General features: G+C 65.1%; 21 protein-coding genes and 1 pseudogene. 7 read left to right on the top strand and 15 right to left on the bottom strand.

Translation table 11 applies throughout. The features are described 5' to 3' along the window. Nucleotides 1–64: 64 nt before the first annotated feature. From F0Q45_RS05430 to F0Q45_RS05420, 3 genes are read right to left on the bottom strand one after another with little or no spacing between them, the layout of a single operon-like run. Nucleotides 65–2,233, bottom strand: a complete 2,169-nt coding sequence (locus tag F0Q45_RS05430; RefSeq protein ID WP_149652964.1) for a xanthine dehydrogenase family protein molybdopterin-binding subunit — start codon at nucleotides 2,231–2,233, stop codon at nucleotides 65–67. Beyond that, nucleotides 2,230–3,207: an FAD binding domain-containing protein gene (locus F0Q45_RS05425; RefSeq protein WP_149652963.1), complete on the bottom strand. Its 978-nt coding sequence runs from the start codon at nucleotides 3,205–3,207 to the stop codon at nucleotides 2,230–2,232. Before F0Q45_RS05425 ends, F0Q45_RS05430 begins: the two co-directional genes overlap by 4 nt. 3 nt (nucleotides 3,208–3,210) lie before the next feature. Continuing rightward, nucleotides 3,211–3,804: a (2Fe-2S)-binding protein gene (locus tag F0Q45_RS05420; protein WP_149652962.1), complete on the bottom strand. Its 594-nt coding sequence runs from the start codon at nucleotides 3,802–3,804 to the stop codon at nucleotides 3,211–3,213. Between the two features lie 135 nt (nucleotides 3,805–3,939). On the opposite strand from F0Q45_RS05420, the gene F0Q45_RS05415 reads away from it, so the two are divergent. The 3 genes from F0Q45_RS05415 to cmaA2 are packed head-to-tail and all read left to right on the top strand — an operon-like array spanning nucleotide 3,940 to nucleotide 6,326. Beyond that, nucleotides 3,940–4,851 (top strand): HAD family hydrolase, encoded by a 912-nt coding sequence (locus F0Q45_RS05415; protein ID WP_149652961.1) that lies wholly within the window; start codon nucleotides 3,940–3,942, stop codon nucleotides 4,849–4,851. Between the two features lie 45 nt (nucleotides 4,852–4,896). After that, complete coding sequence (locus tag F0Q45_RS05410) at nucleotides 4,897–5,397, top strand: FAS1-like dehydratase domain-containing protein (protein ID WP_149652960.1); 501 nt, start codon at nucleotides 4,897–4,899, stop codon at nucleotides 5,395–5,397. Between the two features lie 23 nt (nucleotides 5,398–5,420). Then, nucleotides 5,421–6,326, top strand: coding sequence for a cyclopropane mycolic acid synthase CmaA2 (cmaA2, locus tag F0Q45_RS05405; protein ID WP_149652959.1), 906 nt, complete (start codon nucleotides 5,421–5,423; stop codon nucleotides 6,324–6,326). 96 nt (nucleotides 6,327–6,422) lie between these two features. On the opposite strand, the gene F0Q45_RS05400 is transcribed toward cmaA2, so the two are convergent. From F0Q45_RS05400 to F0Q45_RS05360, 9 genes and pseudogenes are all read right to left on the bottom strand, one after another. Continuing rightward, complete coding sequence (locus tag F0Q45_RS05400; RefSeq protein WP_149652958.1) at nucleotides 6,423–7,508, bottom strand: lysophospholipid acyltransferase family protein; 1,086 nt, start codon at nucleotides 7,506–7,508, stop codon at nucleotides 6,423–6,425. 6 nt (nucleotides 7,509–7,514) lie between these two features. Then, nucleotides 7,515–8,645, bottom strand: coding sequence for an SDR family oxidoreductase (locus F0Q45_RS05395; protein WP_149652957.1), 1,131 nt, complete (start codon nucleotides 8,643–8,645; stop codon nucleotides 7,515–7,517). Between the two features lie 88 nt (nucleotides 8,646–8,733). Further along, nucleotides 8,734–8,835: a 30S ribosomal protein bS22 gene (locus F0Q45_RS05390; protein WP_003402602.1), complete on the bottom strand. Its 102-nt coding sequence runs from the start codon at nucleotides 8,833–8,835 to the stop codon at nucleotides 8,734–8,736. A gap of 145 nt (nucleotides 8,836–8,980) precedes the next feature. Then, nucleotides 8,981–9,238, bottom strand: a complete 258-nt coding sequence (locus F0Q45_RS05385; RefSeq protein WP_149652956.1) for a helix-turn-helix domain-containing protein — start codon at nucleotides 9,236–9,238, stop codon at nucleotides 8,981–8,983. A gap of 140 nt (nucleotides 9,239–9,378) precedes the next feature. Then, nucleotides 9,379–10,251: a pyrroline-5-carboxylate reductase gene (proC, locus tag F0Q45_RS05380; RefSeq protein WP_188112799.1), complete on the bottom strand. Its 873-nt coding sequence runs from the start codon at nucleotides 10,249–10,251 to the stop codon at nucleotides 9,379–9,381. A gap of 101 nt (nucleotides 10,252–10,352) precedes the next feature. Continuing rightward, nucleotides 10,353–10,511: pseudogene (locus F0Q45_RS05375) on the bottom strand (acyl-CoA thioesterase domain-containing protein); the annotation flags it as partial. A gap of 1 nt (nucleotide 10,512) precedes the next feature. Next, on the bottom strand, nucleotides 10,513–11,355 hold the full coding sequence (locus F0Q45_RS05370; protein WP_149652954.1) for a sugar phosphate isomerase/epimerase family protein: 843 nt from the start codon (nucleotides 11,353–11,355) through the stop codon (nucleotides 10,513–10,515). A gap of 15 nt (nucleotides 11,356–11,370) precedes the next feature. Beyond that, complete coding sequence (locus tag F0Q45_RS05365; protein ID WP_149652953.1) at nucleotides 11,371–12,417, bottom strand: hypothetical protein; 1,047 nt, start codon at nucleotides 12,415–12,417, stop codon at nucleotides 11,371–11,373. Beyond that, entirely contained in the window at nucleotides 12,414–13,448 is a 1,035-nt protein-coding gene (locus F0Q45_RS05360; protein WP_188112798.1) for a Ppx/GppA family phosphatase, read from the bottom strand. The genes F0Q45_RS05365 and F0Q45_RS05360 overlap by 4 nt, the downstream gene beginning before the upstream one ends. A 116-nt stretch (nucleotides 13,449–13,564) precedes the next feature. Here F0Q45_RS05360 and F0Q45_RS05355 point away from each other — a divergent pair, with 116 nt between their 5' ends. Continuing rightward, a complete protein-coding gene (locus F0Q45_RS05355) occupies nucleotides 13,565–14,359 on the top strand; it encodes a hypothetical protein (RefSeq protein WP_149652952.1) in 795 nt (264 codons plus the stop codon). 3 nt (nucleotides 14,360–14,362) lie between these two features. Here F0Q45_RS05355 and F0Q45_RS05350 read toward each other — a convergent pair whose 3' ends face one another. Next, nucleotides 14,363–15,097 (bottom strand): FadR/GntR family transcriptional regulator, encoded by a 735-nt coding sequence (locus F0Q45_RS05350; RefSeq protein ID WP_188112797.1) that lies wholly within the window; start codon nucleotides 15,095–15,097, stop codon nucleotides 14,363–14,365. Between the two features lie 68 nt (nucleotides 15,098–15,165). On the opposite strand from F0Q45_RS05350, the gene F0Q45_RS05345 reads away from it, so the two are divergent. The 3 genes from F0Q45_RS05345 to F0Q45_RS05335 are packed head-to-tail and all read left to right on the top strand — an operon-like array spanning nucleotide 15,166 to nucleotide 18,337. Continuing rightward, complete coding sequence (locus F0Q45_RS05345) at nucleotides 15,166–16,128, top strand: hypothetical protein (RefSeq protein WP_149652950.1); 963 nt, start codon at nucleotides 15,166–15,168, stop codon at nucleotides 16,126–16,128. Beyond that, nucleotides 16,125–16,463: a hypothetical protein gene (locus F0Q45_RS05340; protein ID WP_149652949.1), complete on the top strand. Its 339-nt coding sequence runs from the start codon at nucleotides 16,125–16,127 to the stop codon at nucleotides 16,461–16,463. Before F0Q45_RS05345 ends, F0Q45_RS05340 begins: the two co-directional genes overlap by 4 nt. Next, nucleotides 16,460–18,337, top strand: coding sequence for a GMC family oxidoreductase (locus F0Q45_RS05335; RefSeq protein WP_149652948.1), 1,878 nt, complete (start codon nucleotides 16,460–16,462; stop codon nucleotides 18,335–18,337). The genes F0Q45_RS05340 and F0Q45_RS05335 overlap by 4 nt, the downstream gene beginning before the upstream one ends. A 567-nt stretch (nucleotides 18,338–18,904) precedes the next feature. Here the strand turns inward: F0Q45_RS05335 and regX are convergent. Together regX and F0Q45_RS05325 are read right to left on the bottom strand one after the other, a co-directional pair. Further along, complete coding sequence (regX, locus tag F0Q45_RS05330) at nucleotides 18,905–19,588, bottom strand: two-component sensory transduction protein RegX (RefSeq protein WP_149652947.1); 684 nt, start codon at nucleotides 19,586–19,588, stop codon at nucleotides 18,905–18,907. Between the two features lie 72 nt (nucleotides 19,589–19,660). Beyond that, nucleotides 19,661–20,890: a sensor histidine kinase gene (locus tag F0Q45_RS05325; RefSeq protein ID WP_149652946.1), complete on the bottom strand. Its 1,230-nt coding sequence runs from the start codon at nucleotides 20,888–20,890 to the stop codon at nucleotides 19,661–19,663. Nucleotides 20,891–20,954 lie beyond the last annotated feature (64 nt).

Here is a 20,954-nt window from a genome sequence, read left to right as displayed (position 1 = left end):
ACATTCGAGCCCGCGGGCGTCATGCCCAAGCGCCCACCCGGACCTGCGGGACACATCGTGCGCTTCACAGCAGCTTCTCCACTGTGATGGGCAAATCGGTGACTCGTCGGCCAGTGGCATTGAACACCGCGTTGGCAATCGCTGCGGGCACCGCGACGATCACTAACTCGCCGAGTCCCTTAACGCCGATCGGGTCGGCGATCGTGTCCTCGGCCAGCAAGAAGGCTGCGTCCAGCGCAGGGATATCAGCGTTGACCGGTACCAGGTAATCCGACATGTTCGCGTTGACTATGCGGCCGTCTCGGTGATCCAGGTCGGTTCCTTCCAACAACGCCATCCCAATTCCTCCGACCATGCCTCCGATAGCCTGACTATGCGCGAGTCTGGGATTGATGACCTTACCCGCGTCGTAACACCCATAGATGCGACGAATCCGCACGGTCGGAAGTACTGGGTCGACGCTGACTTCAGCAAATACGGCACCGTAAGCGTAGATCGAGTATCGATAGGCGGCGTCGTCGGGTTTCCAAGTCTGTTCGAAATCCAGCACCGACCAGCCGCGTCGGCGCAACAGTTCCTGATACGAGTCGCCACGCTCGGGTCCGGCGCGAAAAATCAAGCGGCCGTCGGCGACCGCGATGTCCTCTGGGCGCAGGCCGTGCAGCGGCGATCGCGGGTCAATAATCGCCATGCGAATGAACCTGTCGCGCAGCGTGCTGGCGACCATGAATACCGCAGAGCCCACGCTCGCCATGGTGCGCGAGGCGGAGTGCGGCGGCGCCGCCGGGAAGCTGCTATCGCCCAACGCGAATCGCACCCGGCTCAGCGGCATCCCGAGGGCATCGGCGGCGACTTGCGTCATCGACGTATACGTTCCAGGTCCCATGTCACTGGTTCCACATTTCACCTCGGCAGTGCCATCGGCGAAGACCTTTGCGCTGGCCGCACAGTCACTGCGATACGTGCGATAGGCCGCAACAGCCATCCCCATCCCGACAAGCTGATTGCCGTCGCGGGTGATTCCGGGCGTCGGATTTCGCCGGTTCCACCCGAAGGTTGCCGCGCCCTGGCTGAGGCACTCGGTGAGTCGTCTGGTGGAAAACGGCTGGCCGTTGGTCTGGTCGACATCGGGTTCGTTGCGCATCCGCAACTCGATCGGGTCCATGCCCAGGCGGTGGGCGAGATCGTCCATGCTGCACTCGAGCGCAAAGGTTCCGGTAACCGCACCGGGTCCCCTCATAAACCACGGCAGATTGACGTCGAGTCGAACAACGCGATACGTCGAACGCATGTTAGGCGCCCGGTACACGAATTGCGGACTGCGGACGATGCCATCCTCATAGACCGCGTATTTGGCTGCCTCGGTGCGCCCCTCGTGGATGATGGCATCGATGCGCCCGGATTGGTCCGCCCCGATCGCCATGCGCTGGCGGCTGGCAGGCCGGTACCCGATTCCGCTGTACATCTGCCTACGGTTCAGCACCAACTTGACGGGTCGCCGGATTCGGCGCGCGGCGAACGCGGTGAGCAGCTGGTGCGGCCAGGTCAGGCTGGCGCTACCGAATGCGCCGCCGACGAACGGCGAGATCAGCCATACGTCGTCGGTCGGTATACCGAAGGCGGCGGCATAGGCTTGCTGTGCTGAGCTGATGTTCTGGACCTTGTCCCAGACCGTGAGCCGGAGGCCATCCCACTTGGCAATGGTGGCAGGCATCTCCATGGGGTTGTGGTTGTTGCGGGCAATGCGGTACTGCAGATCTGACAGCACCGATGCGCGACGCAGCGCCCGCTCCGGGTCGCCGCGGGCGTAGTCCCTGATGAAACGTCCGGGTTGGGTAACGGCGTGCGGCGCATCGATATCCGTCACCGGCGGCCGACCGGAATAACGGACATGGACACGCTCGGCTCCGTGGGCTGCCGCCTCGAGTGTGGTGGCGACCACCACGGCGACTGGCTGCCCGAAGAAGGAAACCTGGCGAGTGTCGAAGGGCAGTTTCACCTCGGCGAAGTCGATCAGCACCGCAAGTACGTCACGCTGCAACAGCGCGGCACCGGTGTCCACGCGGTCGATGGCGCCACCTGCCACCGTGCTGCAGACCAGCGCGGCGTACACCAGCCCGGGAATCTGGTTGTCGGCCGCGTAGCGGGCCTTACCGGTCACCTTCAGCGGGCCGTCCACCCGGGCGATCGGTTGTCCGCAGACCACCTGCCCAGCGGTGAATGCCTGGGTCATGGCATCACCGCCACGGTGGCCAGTTGCCTCTCCACCGTGCGCTTGAGGAGTTCGACCTTGAAACCGTTCTCCCGCAGTGGCTTTGCACCGTCAGCGGCGAGCGCGGCGGCACGACGGAACACGTCTGCATCGGCTGGCCTGCCCCGCAACGCTGCTTCAACGGCCGGCAAGCGCCACGGCACGGTCGCAACCCCTCCCACGGCGATCCTGGCGCTGCGTATCGTGCCGGCAGCGACGTCGAGTGCCACGGCCGCCGACACCAGGGCAAACTGGAATGACTCGCGATCACGGACTTTCAGATACCCGGACCGGCGGGCCGCCGGCCCAGTCGTTACCTCGATCGCGACGATCAGCTCGCCCGGGCCGAGGTTGTGCTCCCAGTGCGGCGAGTCGCCGGGCTGCCGAAACAGATCAGCCAGCGCAAATCGCCGTTCCCGAGCGATTGTCCGAGCTACGACGACGCTATCCAGCGCCAGCAGCGCCACCGCCAGGTCTGATGGGTGGGTGGCTATGCAGTGGCGGCTGGTGCCAAGTATTGCGTGCGTGCGGTTGCGCCCTTCAATAGCCGAGCAGCCGGCGCCGGGAGTGCGCCGGTTGCACGCGGCCGACACATCACGGAAGTACAAACACCGTGGGCGCTGCAGCAGATTGCCGCCGACAGTTGCCAAGTTGCGCAGCTGTGCGGAAGCAGTGAGCTCCAGGGCTTGACTGATCATCGGAGCTTGTTGCCGTACAACAGGATGGGCGGCGAGCTCGGCCACCCGAACCAGGGCCCCGACGCGAATCGTTCCTGGCTGCACGTCGATCGACGTGTAGGGCAGGGCGTTGATGTCGACCAGGAGCTCGGGACGTTCCACCGTTTCGCGCATCAGGTCGACCAGCATGGTGCCGCCGGCGATGTAGCGACCTCCGGCTGCCCCCGCTCGCAACGCCGACAGCTCGTCGGCGGGCTTGATGTAGTGGAACGGGAACACGTGCTAGTAGTCTCGCGCCACCGCGGCGATTGCGTTGACGATGTTGGTGTAGGCGCCGCAACGACAGATGTTGCCGCTCATCCACGCTCGTATTTCCGCCGGAGAACCTGCGTGCCCTTCCGCGATACAAGCCAACCCGGACATGATTTGGCCAGGAGTGCAGTAGCCACACTGCAGCGCGTCCTCATCGATGAAGGCCTGCTGCAGGGGATGGAGCCTGCCCCCCGCGCCGGCCAAACCCTCGATGGTGGTGATCTGCGCACCGTCGTGCATGACCGCCAATGTCACGCAGGAATAGATACGGCGACCGTCAACCAGCACCGTGCACGCGCCGCATGCGCCATGGTCGCAACCCTTCTTGGTGCCGGGCAGTCCCGCTCGCTCGCGCAGCATATCCAGCAGCGACGTGCGGTTGTCGACACCGATTTCTCGGTGCTCACCGTTGATCAAGGCGCGCACGACGGCGGTGCCAGTTTCATCGCGGTCGATGCGCTCAGATCCGGCAACAGTACTAGTAGCGGCGACGGCACCACCCAGCGCAACGGAGGCCCCGACGAAAGTCCGGCGGTTGATTCGCAGCTCGGGCCCCTCATCCACAGGTCAACTGTAGACGGGCAGCGCTGGCCAGCCAGGTAAATCCACCTAAGACGTTTGCCCGTTAGGGTTGACGTTGGCCGCAGCCAGTTTCTCGACGGGCCACCGGCCGGGTACAGCGATTCTGGGAGGTTTCTCATGGCTTCCTCTGACCTGGGTGGCGCGGGCTGCTCGCACCACACCGGTCGCGTCGACCTGGAGTCGATGGCCGCAAACGCCAGCGCTCAACGCGCCCTTGACGGCAGGTACGCCGCCGCTGACCAACGGCCGCAACCGCCGATCGACCTGACGGCCGCTGCATTCTTCGATGTCGACAACACGCTGGTGCAGGGGTCCTCTGCGGTGCACTTCGGCCGTGGTTTGGCCGCTCACCACTACTTCACGTACCGCGACGTCCTGGGCTTCATCTATGCGCAGGCCAAGTTTCAGCTGCTCGGCGTGGAGAACAGCGATGACGTCGCCGCTGGGCGACGCAAGGCGCTGGCATTCATCGAAGGCCGCTCGGTCGAAGAATTGATGAATCTGGGCGAGTTGGTATACGACGAATTCATCGCGGACAAGATCTGGCCCGGTACCCGCGAGCTCACCCAGATGCATCTCGAAGCCGGTCAGCAGGTCTGGCTGATCACTGCCACACCCTACGAACTGGCGGCAACCATCGCTCGCCGGCTGGGCTTGACGGGCGCCCTTGGTACCGTCGCCGAGTCCGTCGACGGGGTATTCACCGGACGGCTGGTCGGTGAGATCCTGCACGGCACCGGCAAAGCGCACGCGGTGCGTTCGCTGGCCATCAGAGAAGGCCTGAACCTCAAACGCTGCACCGCCTACTCCGACAGCTACAACGACGTTCCGATGCTGTCGCTGGTGGGAACCGCCGTGGCCATCAACCCGGATGCCCGGCTACGCAGCCTGGCCCGAGAACGCGGATGGGAAATCCGGGACTTCCGAACCGCTCGCAAGGCCGCTCGGATCGGGGTGCCGTCGGCCCTGGCGCTGGGCGCCGCCGGGGGCGCATTGGCGGCTCTGGCGTCTCGACGCCAATCACGCTGATAAGCTGCGCCGCTGAGCACCTATCCGAGCGGAGAGCGCAGCGGCATGACAGTCCCCCAGGAAGCCGAAAAACTCATCGGCAAGAATTACCGGGCACCAGACTACTTCGAAGTAGGGCGGGAAAAGGTCCGCGAGTTCGCGGCGGCGATCTTTGACGAGCATCCAGCACATTACGACGAGGCGGCCGCGGCCGACGCGGGCTATCCCGCGCTGCTGGCCCCGTTGACCTTCCTGGCGGTCGCAGGCCGGCGGGTGCAGCTGGAGATTTTCACCAAGTTCAACATCCCAATCAACATAGCCCGGGTCTTCCATCGGGATCAGAAGTTCCGTTTCCACCGGCCGATCGTGGCCGGTGACAAGCTGTTCTTCCATACCTATCTAGACTCTGTCATCGAGTCGCATGGCACGGTGCTCGCCGAGATCCGAAGTGAAGTCACCGATGATGAAGGCAAGCCGGTCGCCACCGGCGTTGTCACCATGTTGGGGGAGGCGGCCCACCACGAGGCCGAGGCCGAAGCAGCGGTGGCGGCAATTGCCTCCATTTGAGCCAAGAAGGTAGGGTCCGTTCAATGACATCCCAGGGTGAAACGGGTGGCACTCAGCTCAAGCCACCAATCGAAGCTGTCCGATCCCACTACGACAAATCGAATGAGTTCTTCAAGCTCTGGCTTGACCCGTCGATGACGTACAGCTGCGCGTACTTCGAACGCCCCGACATGACTCTGGAAGAGGCGCAGTACGCCAAGCGGAAGCTGGCGCTAGACAAGCTGAACCTCGAGCCCGGCATGACGCTGCTGGACATTGGATGTGGCTGGGGCTCCACGATGCGCCACGCCGTGCAGGAATACGACGTCAACGTCATCGGCTTGACGCTGAGTGAGAATCAATATGCCCACGATGTGGCGAAGTTCGAGGAGATCGACAGCCCCCGGCGCAAAGAGGTGCGGATCCAGGGGTGGGAGGAATTCGACGAGCCAGTCGACCGCATCGTCTCACTGGGGGCCTTTGAGCACTTCGCTGACGGAGCCGGCGACGCTGGATTCGAGCGCTACGACACCTTCTTCAAGAAGTTCTACAGTCTGACGCCCGATGACGGCCGGATGTTGCTGCACACCATCACCATCCCGGAGCCCGAGGAAGCCAAGGCGTGGGGTCTGACGTCGCCGATGAGCCTGTTGCGGTTCATCAAGTTCATCCTGACGGAGATCTTCCCGGGCGGTCGGCTGCCCCGCATCTCGCAGGTCGACCACTACTCCTCCAACGCCGGCTGGAAGGTTGAGCGCTACCACCGGATCGGGGAAAACTACGTTCCCACCTTGAACGCCTGGGCAGATGCGCTCGAGGCGCATAAGGATGAGGCGATCGCCCTCAAGGGGCAGGAAACCTACGACATCTACATGCACTACCTGCGGGGCTGCTCGGATTTGTTCAGAGACAAGTACACCGGCGTCTGTCAGTTCACACTGGTGAAGTAGTCCAGCCGAAGTCGAGTCGTTGGGCTACCAACCCAGGAAATCGAAGCAAATCGCTCAACGACTCGACGTTGGAACGCCGCCCGCAATACTGCAACCTCAGCCGAAGAAGATATTGCGACGCCCGGCCAGCAGCTGGTAGAGCGTCTGCTGGATGGTCTCGCGCACTTGATCGGTCAACTCGAAGGTGACCATGGGATCCTCGGCGTCGGAGTCCGAGTAGTCGGACGTGTAAATCGGCTCGCCGAACGCGATACGCCACTTGGAGGGTAGCGGCACCAAGCCCGCCGGGCCTGCCAATGGGAACAGCGGGGTGACCGGGAAGTACGGCAAGCCGAACAGCCGCGCCAGCAGCTTGACGTCGGTGAGCATCGGGTAAATCTCTTCCGAGCCAATGATCGAGCACGGCACAATCGGCGCCTTGGTCCGTAGCGCCGCTGAGACGAAGCCGCCGCGTCCGAACCTCTGCAGTCGATAGCGGTCCTCGAAGCGCTTTCCCAGCCCTTTGTAGCCTTCGGGGAACACGGCGGTGAGCTGACCCGACGCCAACAGCCGGTGCGCATCGGTGGTGCAGGCCATGGTGTGTCCCGCCTTGCGTGCCGCTTCACCGAGCACAGGCAAGTCGAATACCATGTCGGCGGCCAGCAGCCTCAGGTCCCGGCGGGCAGGATGCTCGTCGTGAACCGCCACCGACAGCATCAGGCCGTCGAACGGCAACACCCCGGCGTGGTTGGCCACCACCAAAGCGGCACCCTGGCTCGGAAGATTTTCAATCCCACTGACTTCCACCCGGAACCAGGACTTGAAGAAGAATCTCAGTAAAGGTCGAACGATCGCGTCATTGAAGTGTGGATCGAATCCGAACTCATCGACAGCATAGTCACCGATGAGTCGTTGCCGAAGGAATCCGGCGACAGCGGCGACGCGCTGGGCAAGATCGTTCAGGGGCGCTTCCGCTGACCCAGACACACCAGTCGCACCCGCAACACGCCGATGCTCATCGATCTCGCGGACGACTGCGGCGATCTGTTCAGCCGATGCCCGCCCGTTCGGGTCCGACAGCAACGAGGGGTGCTGCCGCGTGGAGTCGGCTCGCTGATCTGCCCGGCGACGCGCGGCTACGCGACCCCGATTGGCATGCAGTGGAATGACATTCGCTCTGGTTTCACCCGCCACGTTATCTATCCAAATCTATCTAACCCCGACCCACGGAATTGGATTTCGGCTTCCCCAGCGTTGCGCTACAGCTATGACGCGGCCCTCCCAGGAGCGTACCCGATGCGGGTCAATTATGGGAGTCAAGCCGCGGCCGCGAATGTAGTCATCGAAGGCCTCGGCCGTCGACCACTTGGGGTGATAGCCGAGCTCAGAGCGCATTCTGCTGGTGTCCATCACCCTGCCATATCTCAGGTAATCGAATTGCTCGCGATTGATCTCGGTGTAGCGATTAGCTCGTCTCAGCGAATCAAGAGCCCACACCCCAAAGCCCGGCACCGGCAAGGGGATTCGACCAGCCCGCCGGATCGCCTGGGACAGCATGAGGATGCCGTCGGCACCAATGTTGAAGGTGCCGGGCTTGCCGGCCATCGCCGCACGCTCCAGCGCGCCCAGCGCATCCTGCTCGTGTAGCAACTGCAATCGTGCGTCGCGACCCAACATCGTGGGCACCAAAGGCCCGGCCAGATAACGCGACAACGTGGTATCCATCGCCGGGCCAATCATGTTGGCCAACCGCAGAATGGTTACCGCAACATCGGGCCGACGCCGGCCCAGCCCACGTGCGTAACCTTCGATGTCCAGACTGTCCTTGGCAAAACCCTCTCGGAAAGGTCGACGGCTGCTGCTGTCCTCGGTGAACACCACCGGATCGTGTGGGCTCGACCCGTAAACCTCGGAGGTGGACTTCAACACCACCCGGTGAACCGACGGCGCCTTCTGGCACGCTGCGAACAGCTGCATGGCGCCCATCACGTTGATTTCCTTCAACGCCGCGCTGCCTCCGGACCGCGGCGCGTAGGACGCCGCCGCGGCGTGCACCACCGTGTCGACGTCGCCGTTTCGAATTACCTTGGCGATAAACGGATTACGAATGTCTGCGCGAACAAACTCTGCTCGGCCCATGCGACGCAACATGTCCTTGCTCGGCGCGATCGCGTCCACTGCGATGACCGAGTTGATTAACGGGTTCTGCGCGAGCCGGGCGGTCACGTAGCCACCCAGAAACCTGCATGCACCGGTCACCAGCACCACTTTGGGGTAGTGGACCTGCTCGCCGCCGCCGATTCCCCCGGCGCCGCCCCCCTGACCGCTCGACGAATTCACCCCGCTAGCCTAGCGGCGACGAGAGACAGAAGCGTTACAGGCGAGTGTCGGTAGTCGCTGACTGCGGCCAGATCCGGCTAGGGCAGGCCTACTTACCGAGTTTTCTACGCTGCACTCGGGTGCGGCGCAGCAGCTTGCGGTGCTTTTTCTTCGACATGCGCTTGCGCCGCTTCTTGATGACTGAACCCATGAACTCCGCTACCTGCCCGTGACCGCTTCTCAACAACTTCTGAATGACTAGGACGGAGTCACTTTACCCAGCCCGCCGCACCCAACACCAAACCGGCGCCCATCGACGGCTGACCGGTCGGCTCGCGCAGACAGTCTTGTCTTGGTTAGCCGGCGAAGTATGAGGTCTGCAGCATGTCGTGGACGGCCTTCGCATGCACCCGGAACGACCGCCCGACCCGCACTGCGGGCAGCTCGCCGTTGTGCACCAACCGGTACACGGTCATCTTCGAGACCCGCATCAGCGAAGCCACCTCGGCCACGGTAAGGAATTGCGTGCCGGCCTGCTGGCCTTCACCCGTACCGCTCTCTCGTGCCGTTCTAGCAGCAGCTTCCCGGGCCGATGGCCCGTTCGTAGACGTCATCGCAACCCAATCATGTCAGGCACGCGCAATGCCAGCGGCTTCCCCTCCGCTGGCACCCACACGTGCATACAAAGAGGAGAATAGCGGGACTAGTGGGGTTACTGGTACTAGTGGGGGACATCAGTTCAAAATTCTTTGAATTATTCGGATGTAATTCGTAACTGTTCAGAACGGCTTTTAGCGGCTTGAACGGCCGCGTCCACCGCCACTCGAAACCCTCCTTTTTCCAGCTCACGCAGCGCAGCGGCAGTCGTCCCGCCCGGAGAGGTGACCGACGCCCGCAGTTGCAGCGCGGTGGTGTCGACCCGCAATCCCAGCGGCTTACCGGAGGGTTTGCGATCTTGCTCCATCCGCTCCAGCAGCATCGCCGCCGACCCGGCCATGGTCTGTGCCGCCAGGTCGGTAGCCACCTGGCGGGTCAAGCCCACCGCAACACCGGCGTCCACCAGGGCCTCGACCAACAGCAAAAAATACGCCGGACCTGAGCCCGACAGCGCGGTCACCGCGTCCAGTTGCTGTTCGGGAACGGTCAACACGACGCCCACCGCGTCGAACAGGGCCGAGACCTCCTCGAGCTGTTGTGGGGTGACGAAACGGCCCTTGGCCAAGGCGGTCACCCCGGCTCCCACCAATGCCGCCGCGTTCGGCATCGCTCGGACCACCGGGGTGCCCGCCGGCAGCTTGGATTCGAAGTACGAGATCGTGACACCTGCGGCGACCGTGACGAACACTTGCTCAGCGCTGTCGCTTTCGGCGGCAGCGGCCGCGGCCGCCAAGTCCCCCATCACCGTCTCGATGTCAGCCGGCTTCACCGCGACCACGACGAAAGTCGCGTGTTCGACAGCTTCGCTGGCAGCGGTCACCAGGACCGAATAGGTGCTCGCTAGGTACTTGGCGCGCTCCGGCAGCCGCTCGGCCACCACCAGATCTTTGACCTGCCGCCCAGCCCGCAGCAAACCTGACAGCAATGCCTCACCGATGCTGCCGCCGCCGATGATCGCGATTCGTGCCATGCCGCACAGCATCGCAGACGTATCCGCGCTACCTCGCGGGCACCATCGCCAGTTGGCGGGATGGCACCACCAGGCGGCCCACCTGGTCGACGACGATGTGGAGCGGCGCGCGCGGCGTTGGCGCACAGCGCCAACATCGCACCGCCGTGCACCTTGGGACCGATGGTCCAATGTTCGTCGAGTTCCCCGTGAAACACCGGGCTGTTGGGCCCCGACTCGACCTGCCGCAGCGCCATGGCGGTGGTGAACAAGGCGTTCATGTCAGCGCAGCAGGTGGGTACGGGCGAACTGCAACGATTCGGCGAGCATGGCTTCGCGCTCACTGGCTGACCGCGCCGACGAGGTGGACACCTCCAGCACCACATGGCCGGTAAAGCCGATCGTGGCCAGCATCTGGCACAGCTCGGCGGCGGGCTGGGTGCCGCGACCTGGTACCAGGTGCTCATCGGCGGGCAGCCCACTGCCGTCGCACAAGTGCAGATGCACCAAACCCGAGCCCATCCGGCGGGCCATCTCCAACGCATCCGTACCGGCGGTCGAGGTGTGTGAGAGGTCGAGCGTGAAATGCGCGTGATCGCCGTCCAGCGGGTCATAGGACGGCGCGAACGCCGAAATCGCCGGGCCAGGTCCACCGCCGCGCCGCCGCATCCGTTCCCGCGATTGACCGGCGCCAAAGAACCGGTCCGCACGGAACGGAAACATGTTTTCGACAGCCACCATGACGCCGCTGGACGCTTCCAGGGCGGCAACCTGGTCGCTGAACCCCTCGGCGTAGCGCCGTTGCCAGCGAAACGGCGGATGTACCACGACCGTCTGCGCCTCCAGCCGGTCCGCGGCGCGCACACTGCGCTCCAACTTGGGTATCGGATTGGCCCCCCATACCCGCTGCGAGATCAGCAGGCACGGAGCGTGCACAGACAGCACCGGAACTCGGTAGCGCCGCGCCAGCCTCCTGACGGCATCGATGTCCTGGCTGACCGACTCCCCCCACACCATCAGCTCGACCCCGTCGTAGCCGAGCTTGGCCGCGTACTCGAACGCGACCTCGGCCCGCAGCGGGTACACCGAGGCCGTCGACAGACCGACTTTGATTGCTGGACGCACTGTCTGTCGGTGCGCCTAGCCTGTTTGCAGTGATAGCACCAGGGGCCCCCAGGTGATCAGTGCGCCAACCGCAACCGCGATCAGCGTACTGGCGATGTCCTCCGTCTTGCGGACAACCCGCACCGCGACCACGAGGCCCAAGATCACCAACACCGACAGGACCAACGCCACAATGCTGTTCCAGCGCCACAGCTGGTCGAAGGCGATGAACAGCCCTGCGCCGAAGACCACGGCCAGGATGGACTGCAGCGCAACCACCGTGCCTCGCCACAGGGCAGCCAACAGGCCAGCCACGCGGCGGGGCTCCCGAGCCGCTGCGGCCACGTCGGTGTCGCGTTGGTCTTGGTCGAAGACTGCCGGTGCCGGATCACCGCGCCGAGCCACCTCATCAGCGAGAGAGTGCCCGCCGAAAAGGGTCCCTTCCGCGGCTTGCAGGTAGGAACGCACATAAGCCGAATCCCCGGCGGCTGCATCCGCCTCGCCTACCTCAGCGTCCAAGGCGTCCAAGGCGTCCAAGGCGTCCACCGACGTATCGCCCGTTCCGCCGTAGTGGTCAACCGGGTCCGGACTCATATCCTCGGCCCCGGGCAGCTGCCCCCCGGTATCGCTGCCGTCGGTGTGCCGCAGCGGCCGTGGGTATTCGCTGCGCTCCGGGCCCGACTTCCGTCGGGCGATCGGCTCAGATTTGGGCCAGCGCGGTTCGGGCTCGGACCAGTATCTGGCCTTGTCCGGCTGTTCCGAGGCCGGTCCGGTGAACCGGTCAGCGGCCGGTTCGGTGTCGGCTACCGGGATTCGCCGGTTGCTCGGCTCCGGCGGCGTTGGCAGTTCAGATGGGGCGGCAAGCGTGGCAGGCTCGGCGTTTTTTCGGCGCTCGTCGGGACGGACGTCACGGACGATGGGAATCTCACCGGTCAGCTCGGCGACGGTGACCGAGTCGCTGTCGCCACGCCGACGATGGCGCCGCCGGGTGACGGACGGCGCACCGATGGTGCCGTTCCTGGCCAGCAGTTCGGCCACCGAGATCTGCCTGGTTTCCTCCGTTTCGGAGTCTGATCCAGTCATGCTTTGTTGCCTCTCGATCGGTTTGCAGCGTTCCGATCTGTTACCTGACCTCTAGCATCGCGCACCGACGTCGCGACCGGCGAAGTTTCCATGAAGGCGGCTCCGTCGGCTTCGCTGTCGAGTCGGCGCAAGATCACACCTTCACGCAGCGCCCACGGGCAGATATCCACCGCTTCTATTGACAGCGCTCGCATGCTTGCTTCTGCGACCAGAGCCCCCGCCACGATCTGCGGCGCCCGCTCGGCGCTGACTCCTTCCAGTTCCGCACGGTCAGCGGTGGTCATCCTAGAGATGAAAGATATGAGTTGCCTGAGGCCGTTGGCGGTCAGCGTCCGTCGCATGCGTGGCCCAGCCGCGGACGGCGCCGCTCCGGTGAGCCGCGCCAGCGAGCGAAATGTCTTCGACGTTGCTACCGCAAGGTCGGGGCTCCCGGCCTCTAGCATGACCACGCTGGCATCAGCCAGCTCGGCGTCCAGCCAGTCGCGCAGCATCGCCACCCGCCGGCGGCCGGGCGGGTCGTCGGGTAACCATTCGCGGGACAACCGGCCTGCTCCCAATGGCAGCGACAACGCGACCTCAGGATCCTCGTCCACGCCGCTGGACAATTCCAGCGAACCGCCACCGATATCGAGGTTGATGATGCGCCCGGCGCTCCACCCATACCACCGCCGCACCGCCAGAAAGGTTAGCCGCGACTCGTCGACCCCGCCCAGAACCTGCAACTCGACACCGGTCTCTTTGCGTACCTGGGTCAGCACATCTTCGGAGTTCTCGGCGTCCCGGACGGCGGACGTCGCGAAGGCCATCAATTCAGCGCAGCCGGAGCTCACGGCGATCTTGGCGAACTCGTCGATGGTGGACACCAGCTTGTCGGCGCCGCGCTTGGTGATCTTGCCCGAGCTGTCGGTAGCTTCGGCCAGCCGCAGGGTCGCCTTCGTCGAACTCATCGGGGTGGGGTGCCCACCACGGTGAGCATCAACCACCAGCAGATGGACCGTGTTGCTACCCACGTCCAGCACGCCTAATCGCACGAAATCAACCTAGTCGGGGCGCGCCGGGACCCGCCGATCGACCCGCTGACCAGCTCGGGGAAACCCTCGCACGCGGTCAGCTCGCCCGACCGGAATCGTGGACTAACGTTGCAACCGTGGCAAACTCGCGCCTGAGTTCGGTGCAGCCGGGACAAGAGGTCGAATTGGATTTCCCCCGCGAGTGGGTGGAGTTCTACGATCCGGGAAATCCCGAACACCTGATCGCGGCCGACCTGACCTGGCTGCTGTCGCGGTGGACGTGCGTATTCGGCACCCCAGCCTGCCGGGGCACGGTGGCCGGCCGCCCGCACGACGGGTGTTGCTCGCATGGCGCGTTCCTGTCCGACGACGACGACCGGGCCCGGTTGGACAACGCAGTCAATCAGCTGACTGACCAGGACTGGCAGTTCCGCGACAAAGGCCTGCGCCGTAAGGGGTACCTGGAGCTCGACGAACACGACGGCCAACCCCAATACCGCACCCGCAAACACAAGGATGCTTGCATCTTCCTCAACCGTCCCGGGTTCGCGGCCGGCGCCGGGTGCGCGCTGCACAGCAAAGCCCTCAAGCTGGGTGTGCCACCGCTGACGATGAAACCTGATGTGTGCTGGCAACTGCCCATCCGGCGTAGCCAGGAGTGGGTGACCCGGCCGGACAGCACTGAGATCCTCAAGACCACGCTTACCGAATTCGATCGCCGGGGCTGGGGCTCCGGGGGTTCCGACCTGCACTGGTATTGCACCGGCGACCCGGCCGCCCATGTTGGCGCCAAGCAGCTTTGGGAAAGCCTCGCCGACGAGCTCACCGAATTGCTCGGCGACAAGGCCTACGCAGCGCTTGCGGCAATATGTAAGCGGCGCAGCCAGTTAGGGCTCGTCGCGGTGCACCCTGCGACCGGCGCGGCCAGGTAGCGGTTATCCCGAGTCCGCCGCGCGCTGGGCGCCGGTGTATGCCTGCACCATGCGCAACGCGCTGGCGCCCAGGTATGCCTCGACCGTGGCAGCGGCCGCCGCTGCATCGTGCGCAAGCACAGCATCGTTGATTGCCCCGAGCTCGGCAATCACTGGTTCGGCCTTGTCATAGGCACCAGTGAGTTCGTGCTCGCGGCTGCCGAAGGCATGTTCTACCCAGCGATACAGCAAACCCAACGCGCGGTTACGTGTGCTGCGAATCAGCACCCGGAAAAAGGCAAGATCGGCTGCTTGGCGGGCTGCGGCGGTCTCCGCTTCCCGCACCGCTGCCAGCGCGGCGCCCAATGCCTCGGCATCCACCAGCGTGCACCGGGCGGCTGCCAGGCGGCCAAGCAGCGGACCCAAGGCCGCGCGGACTTCCAACAGCTCGACCAGGAAGTCCGGGCCGAGTTTGCGCACCAACGCCTCGACTACCTCCGGATGGGTAAGGCCCTCGGGGTCACGCACGACGTTGCCGCTGCCCTGCCGGGTCTCGATTAGACCCATTTGCTGCAGCCTGGCCAAAGCCTGCCGCAGCGACGTCCTGTTGACCCCCAACTGCTCCGCTAGTTCACGTTCGGGCGGCAACGCCGAGCCTGGCGGGAAGGCGCCATCAAGGATCGCGTCGGCGATGGTCGTCGCAATTTGCTCATCCACCCGCTGACGATCCGGCGGCTGCAAGATACTTGACTGGTTCATTGGCTCAACCAATATAGTGGATACTGCGACAACGCGCGGGCGGACACGCAGAACCGGAGGTGAGGCAGGTGGATGACGAGCTGCTCTCGGCGGCGTCTCCGCGCTGGCGAGGCAAGGCCGGGCGCCTGGAAGTCTGGTACGCCACGCTGTCGGATCCGCGGACGCGTGCCGGCCTATGGGTGCACTGCGAAACCGTGGCACCCAGCAACGGTGACCCGCCTTATGCGCACGGGTGGACGACCTGGTTTCCCCCCGACGACCCGCCGCGCACCGAGCGTTTCGGACCCGTCGCCGCCGAGCCCGCGCTCGGCGCCGCCTGGTTCGACGCCGCGGGCGCTCGGGTCGCCCTAGAGGAGCTGAGCGGGCGGGCGGGATCCTTGGCCTGGCAGCTGTCCTGGAAACATACCGGGACGCCGCTGTGGACGTTTCCGCGAGTGGCGTGGGAACGCGAACTGCTGCCGGGCGCCCAGGTGGTGCTCGCCCCCACCGGCGACTTCACCGGCTCGCTGACCGTCGGCGACACCACCCACTCTGTTGCTGGCTGGGGTGGCGCCGTCGCGCACATCTACGGGCACGGCAACGCCAAGCGCTGGGGGTGGATCCATGCCGACCTGGGCGGCGGCGACGTGCTGGAAGCTGTCACCGCGGTGTCGCATAAGCCGGGATTGCGCAAGCTCGCGCCGCTCGCCTTCGTTCGCTTCCGGATCGACGGAAAGGATTGGCCCGCAAGCGCCCGAAGCATCCTGCCGTCACTGCGGATGCGGACCACGCTGGGCGTACGGCACTGGCAGCTGGAGGGACGCATCGGGGGCCGGGACGTGCTGATCCGGGTCGACCAGCCACCGCAGCGGTGCGTGAGCCTGCAATACACCGATCCCGACGGGGGCAAGGCAGTGTGCACCAACACCGAGCAGGCCGACATCTACATCGAGATCGACAAGCGGCGCTGGTCGGTGGTGGGCACCGGCCACGCCGAAGTCGGCTTGCGTGGGACCGAGGCACCCGCCGTCAACGAAAGGACGTCGTCATGAGTTTTTTGCTCGACCCGCCACTGTTGTTTGTCTGCGGAGCACTCATCGAACGCCGGGTGCCCGAAGATCGTCGCGATTACGCCGAGGCCGCCGTGCTGGGGGTCTTCTTCGCCGGCTCGTTCGGGCTCTATAACAACGTGCCGGGGCTGGGGTTCTTGTGGCGCCCGTTCCGCGCCGAGAACGGACGTGACTTCATGTGGAACAGCGGCGTCTTCGGCGTGGACACCTCCAAGATCGATTGGCCAGCCCACGCGGCGGCCGGCGGCATCTTCGCCACCTATCCGTTCTTCATCAAGCTCGGCCGGCGACTTGGGCGCCGGTTGGCATCGACATGAGACCCGTCCGACCCGCCCGGTCGGCGTTAGCCGCTTTCGGTAGCGCTTTGTTACCCGAGGAGCACGGCGGCCCGCCGCCCGCCCAGTTCGTCGAGCGCGTCGAACGGTACCTGGCGCGCATGCCCGCCGCCTCCCGGCTGGCACTGCGGGCCGGCCTGATGGCGCTGGCGGCGTCGAGCTACCTGGCCACGGGTCGATCGCTGTCGCGGCTCGGCCCGGGCGAACGCGCACAGGTATTGCGTCGCATCGCGGCAATCAATCCTGATCTCGGCGCCGCGGTCGAAGGAGTGAAGGCGGTCGCGTTGCTGGCCAACGGCGCCGACACCTACGCACAGGAACTATTGGTCGGCGCCCAGGCGCACGATCCGGCGCGCCCGGATGCGGAGCTGAACGTGGCCGCCTCCACCGATAGCCCTTCGGTCCTCACTACCGACGCGGTGATCGTCGGTTCCGGCGCCGGCGGCGCCATGGCAGCCCGTACCTTGGCGCGGGCCGGTTTGGACGTCGTCGTCCTCGAAGAAGGCCGGCGCTGGACGGTCGAGGAATTCCGCACTACCCACCCAATCGACCGCTACGCCGGGTTGTACCGCGGCGCTGGGGCCACCGTCGCCCTGGGGCGCCCGGCGGTAGTGCTGCCGATCGGCCGGGCTGTCGGTGGCACCACCGTGGTCAACTCCGGCACCTGCTTCCGTCCGCCGGTTTCCGTGCAACGGCGCTGGCGCGACCAGTTCGGCCTCGGCTTGGCCGACCCGGACCGGCTGGCCGGCCACCTCGCCGACGTAGAGCGCACCCTGCAGGTCGCGCCGGTGCCGCTCGACATCATGGGCCGCAACGGCAACCTGTTGCTCGACGCCGCCACGTCACTAGGCTGGCAGGCCGCTCCCATCCCCCGCAACGCACCGGGCTGTGCCGGCTGCTGCCAGTGCGCAATCGGCTGCCCCCGCAACGCCAAGTTCGGTGTGCACCTCAACGCGTTGCCCCAGGCCTGCGCGGCCGGCGCGCGGATCGTCTCCCGGGCGCGCGTCGAGCGGGTCTTGCACCAGCACGGACGCGCCCGTGGGGTACGGGCGCGCCGACCTGACGGCACCGCGGTCGACGTGCTGGCGACTACCGTCGTCGTCGCCGCCGGGGCTATCGAGACACCGATGTTGTTGCGGCGCAGCGGTCTTGGTGGTCACCCGCGGCTCGGCAGGAACCTGGCACTGCATCCGGCGACGATGCTGGCCGGGCGCTTCGATGACGACGTGTATGCCTGGCGTGGCGTGCTGCAAAGTGCCGCCGTCCACCAGTTCCGCGAATCGGACGGGGTGCTGATCGAGGCGACCGCCACGCCGCCAGGCATGGGCTCAATGGTGTTCCCCGGCTACGGCAGCGAGCTGCTCAGCTGGCTGGACCGGGCGCCCCAGGTCGCTACGTTCGGTGCGATGGTGGCCGATCGGGGCGCCGGCTCGGTGCTGTCGCTGGGTGGCGAGGCGTTGGTGCGCTACGACATCGCCCAAGCCGACCTCGCCAAGTTGCGGGTCGCCATGCACGCCATCGGTCAGCTGCTCTTTGCCGCCGGCGCGGCCGAGGTACTCACCGGTCTGCCGGGTGCGAAGGCGCTGACGTCGCTGCCCGAACTGCAGGAGGTGCTGCAGCGCAGCGATCCGAGGAGCCTGCACCTGGCCGCCTTTCATCCAACCGGGACCGCGGCCGCCGGCGCTGACGCGCAGGTTTGTCCGGTCGGTGCGACCGGCCGACTCCGCGGTATCGACGGGGTATGGGTGGCCGACGCGTCAATCCTGCCCAGCTGCCCGGAAGTCAACCCGCAAGTGTCGATCATGGCGCTGGCGCTGGGCGTAGCCGATGAGATTGTTGGTGCTCACTCGCCGTGAATTCTTCCCACCAATGGATCATCGACGCCATTCACCCCTTTGAATATGACGTCGCTTCTTGTGTGGCTCCGGTATTCGAAGCCTACGCGCGAGTGTTTCACCCGGCGTATCGCATAGATATGCCCGAGCCGTATGACCCTGTTTCCTGGCATGCGGTGGCGCAGGCCAACAACCGCATAGCGCACCCGGCCATGGAATGGGGATCTCTGGTCGGCTCTTGGGCCTTACCATGTCAGCCTGGCCTTTGGGATCGTCAGCCAGACACCGGTCGGCTTCCGATGCCCACCACGGCGGAGCTCAGTCGCGTGCTGAGGCAATGTTCGAACACCGAGCGGGTGCTGTACGCCCTGTGGTACGGGTACGGCGGGATGCGCCCAGAAAATGCGGAACTAATCGAATTACCGCAGCGCCCAATGGAAGTGATAGCCGGGTCAATTGACGATGCGGCCCGACCGTTCGGAATACCGGGTCGTACCGCAAACTTATGGTGGGCAAGCGATCGACAATGGTGTGTCGCCACCGATATTGACTTGATGACGACCTATATTGGCGCCAGCGCGCGCAGGGCTAGCCCTCTAGCTTGTAGCCCAGTCCCCGCACCGTCACCAGGTGCACCGGGTTGGCTGGGTCGGCCTCGATCTTGGACCGCAGCCGCTTGACGTGGACGTCGAGCGTCTTGGTGTCTCCGACGTAGTCCGCGCCCCAAACCCGATCGATCAGCTGCCCTCGGGTCAGCACCCGCCCGCTGTTGCGCATCAGGTATTCCAGCAGGTCGAACTCTTTGAGCGGCAACGTGATAGCGACACCGTTCACCGACACGACGTGGCGTTCGACGTCCATCCGCACCGGCCCGGACTCCAGCACGTTGTCGCTGACTTCGGCGTCGTCGTCGCCGCCGCGGCGCAGTACCGCGCGGATCCGGGCGATCAATTCGCGTGCGGAGTACGGTTTGGTCACGTAATCGTCGGCGCCCAGCTCCAGCCCGACCACCTTGTCGATCTCGCTGTCCCGGGCGGTCACCATGATCACCGGTACGCTGGACCGCGCGCGTAACTGCTTGCACACGTCGGTGCCCGACATTCCCGGGAGCATCAAATCGAGCAGCACAATGTCGGCGCCGGACCGGTCAAACTCGGCCAGCGCAGCGGGACCATCGGTCACCACGGTGGCGTCAAAGCCCTCCTTGCGAAGCAGAAACGCCAGCGGATCGGCCAATGACTCCTCGTCTTCTACGATCAGCACGCTAGTCATCGGCGCCACTTTCCCTCATCGCTGCGTCCCCAGCAAGCGGGTGTACCCCCACTGCATCGTCGTTGGCGCGGGTCATCGACTTAGCTCTTCCTCTCGTTGTGACCTGTTGGACCACGATTCGTGCCCCCGCAAGTGGGCCGATAGTTCGCCATCAGCCGGTTCCGCCGCGGGAATAGCTAGCGTGAAGGTGGAGCCGGTGCCAGGCTTGCTCCATACGCCGATGCTGCCGTTGTGGTTAGCCGCGACATGCTTGACGATGGCCAGCCCCAGCCCACTGCCGCCGGTAGCTCTCGAGCGAGCCTTGTCACCCCGGAAGAACCGCTCGAAGACTCGCTCCTGGTCCTCCAGCGCGATACCGATGCCGCGGTCGGTGACAGCGATCTCGATATTGTCACCGCGGCGGCGGCGGCTGATCGACACCAGCGAGCCTGGCGGCGAATACGCAATCGCATTGGAAACGAGGTTAGCCAGCGCGGTCACCAACAGAGTTTGGTCACCCAGCACCCGCAAACCGCTGGGCGCATCGGTGCGAACCTCGATGTCGGCATTGTCAGCGGCCACTTTGTGGCGCGAGATGGCTTCGGACACAATGGTATCGACGTCCACGTCGGTGACGTTGTGCAAGCGCTCGGCGCCCTGCAGCCGGGACAGCTCGATCAGCTCGGCAACCATATCCCCGAGTCGATTCGCCTCAATGAGTACCTTTTCGGCGAACCGCCGCACGGTGTCGGGATCATCGGGTGATGCGAGCAGGGCTTCGGCAAGTAACGCCATGGCGCCGACCGGGGTCTTGAGCTCGTGGCTGACGTTGGCTACAAAGTCGCGCCTGGTCGCCTCCATGCGCGCGTGGTCAGACTGGTCATGGGCGAAGACCACGACGAATCGCCGGTCTTCCTCGCTTAGCCGCCGGGCGTACCCATGCACCGACGACAGCCCAGATCTGCCGGGGACACGCTTGGCCGGTGATAGATCAAACTCGACATCTTCCCCGTTCAGGGCCCGCTGTGCGGCCCTCCAGGCGTGGTCGTCGAGCTGCCGGTCTCGCACCAGACCGAGGTCCTTGGCCTGATCGTTAAGGTAAACGACGTCGCGATGAGCGTCCACCACAGCCGCACCCATCGGCATCAGAGCAACGATTCGTTGCAGCATCTGCGCAACGGTGATCCCGGTCCACTCGGCGGCCGCTCGCTGGCGACGACGCGACGCCAACCGCTGCGACAGCCGGATTCCCGCCGCAACACCTACGGCCAGCGCTAGCGCGGACAAGACCCCGGCCAGCAACAGTGCCGAGAACACAGTCACATGCAAAATCCTACAAACTCCGGTGAACGCGGCCCTAGCGGAGCAAGGCCGAAATCGGACAAGT

This window comes from Mycobacterium simiae (genome assembly GCF_008370645.1).
Lineage (GTDB): Bacteria > Actinomycetota > Actinomycetes > Mycobacteriales > Mycobacteriaceae > Mycobacterium > Mycobacterium simiae_A.
This window is presented reverse-complemented; position numbering and strand designations above follow the sequence as displayed.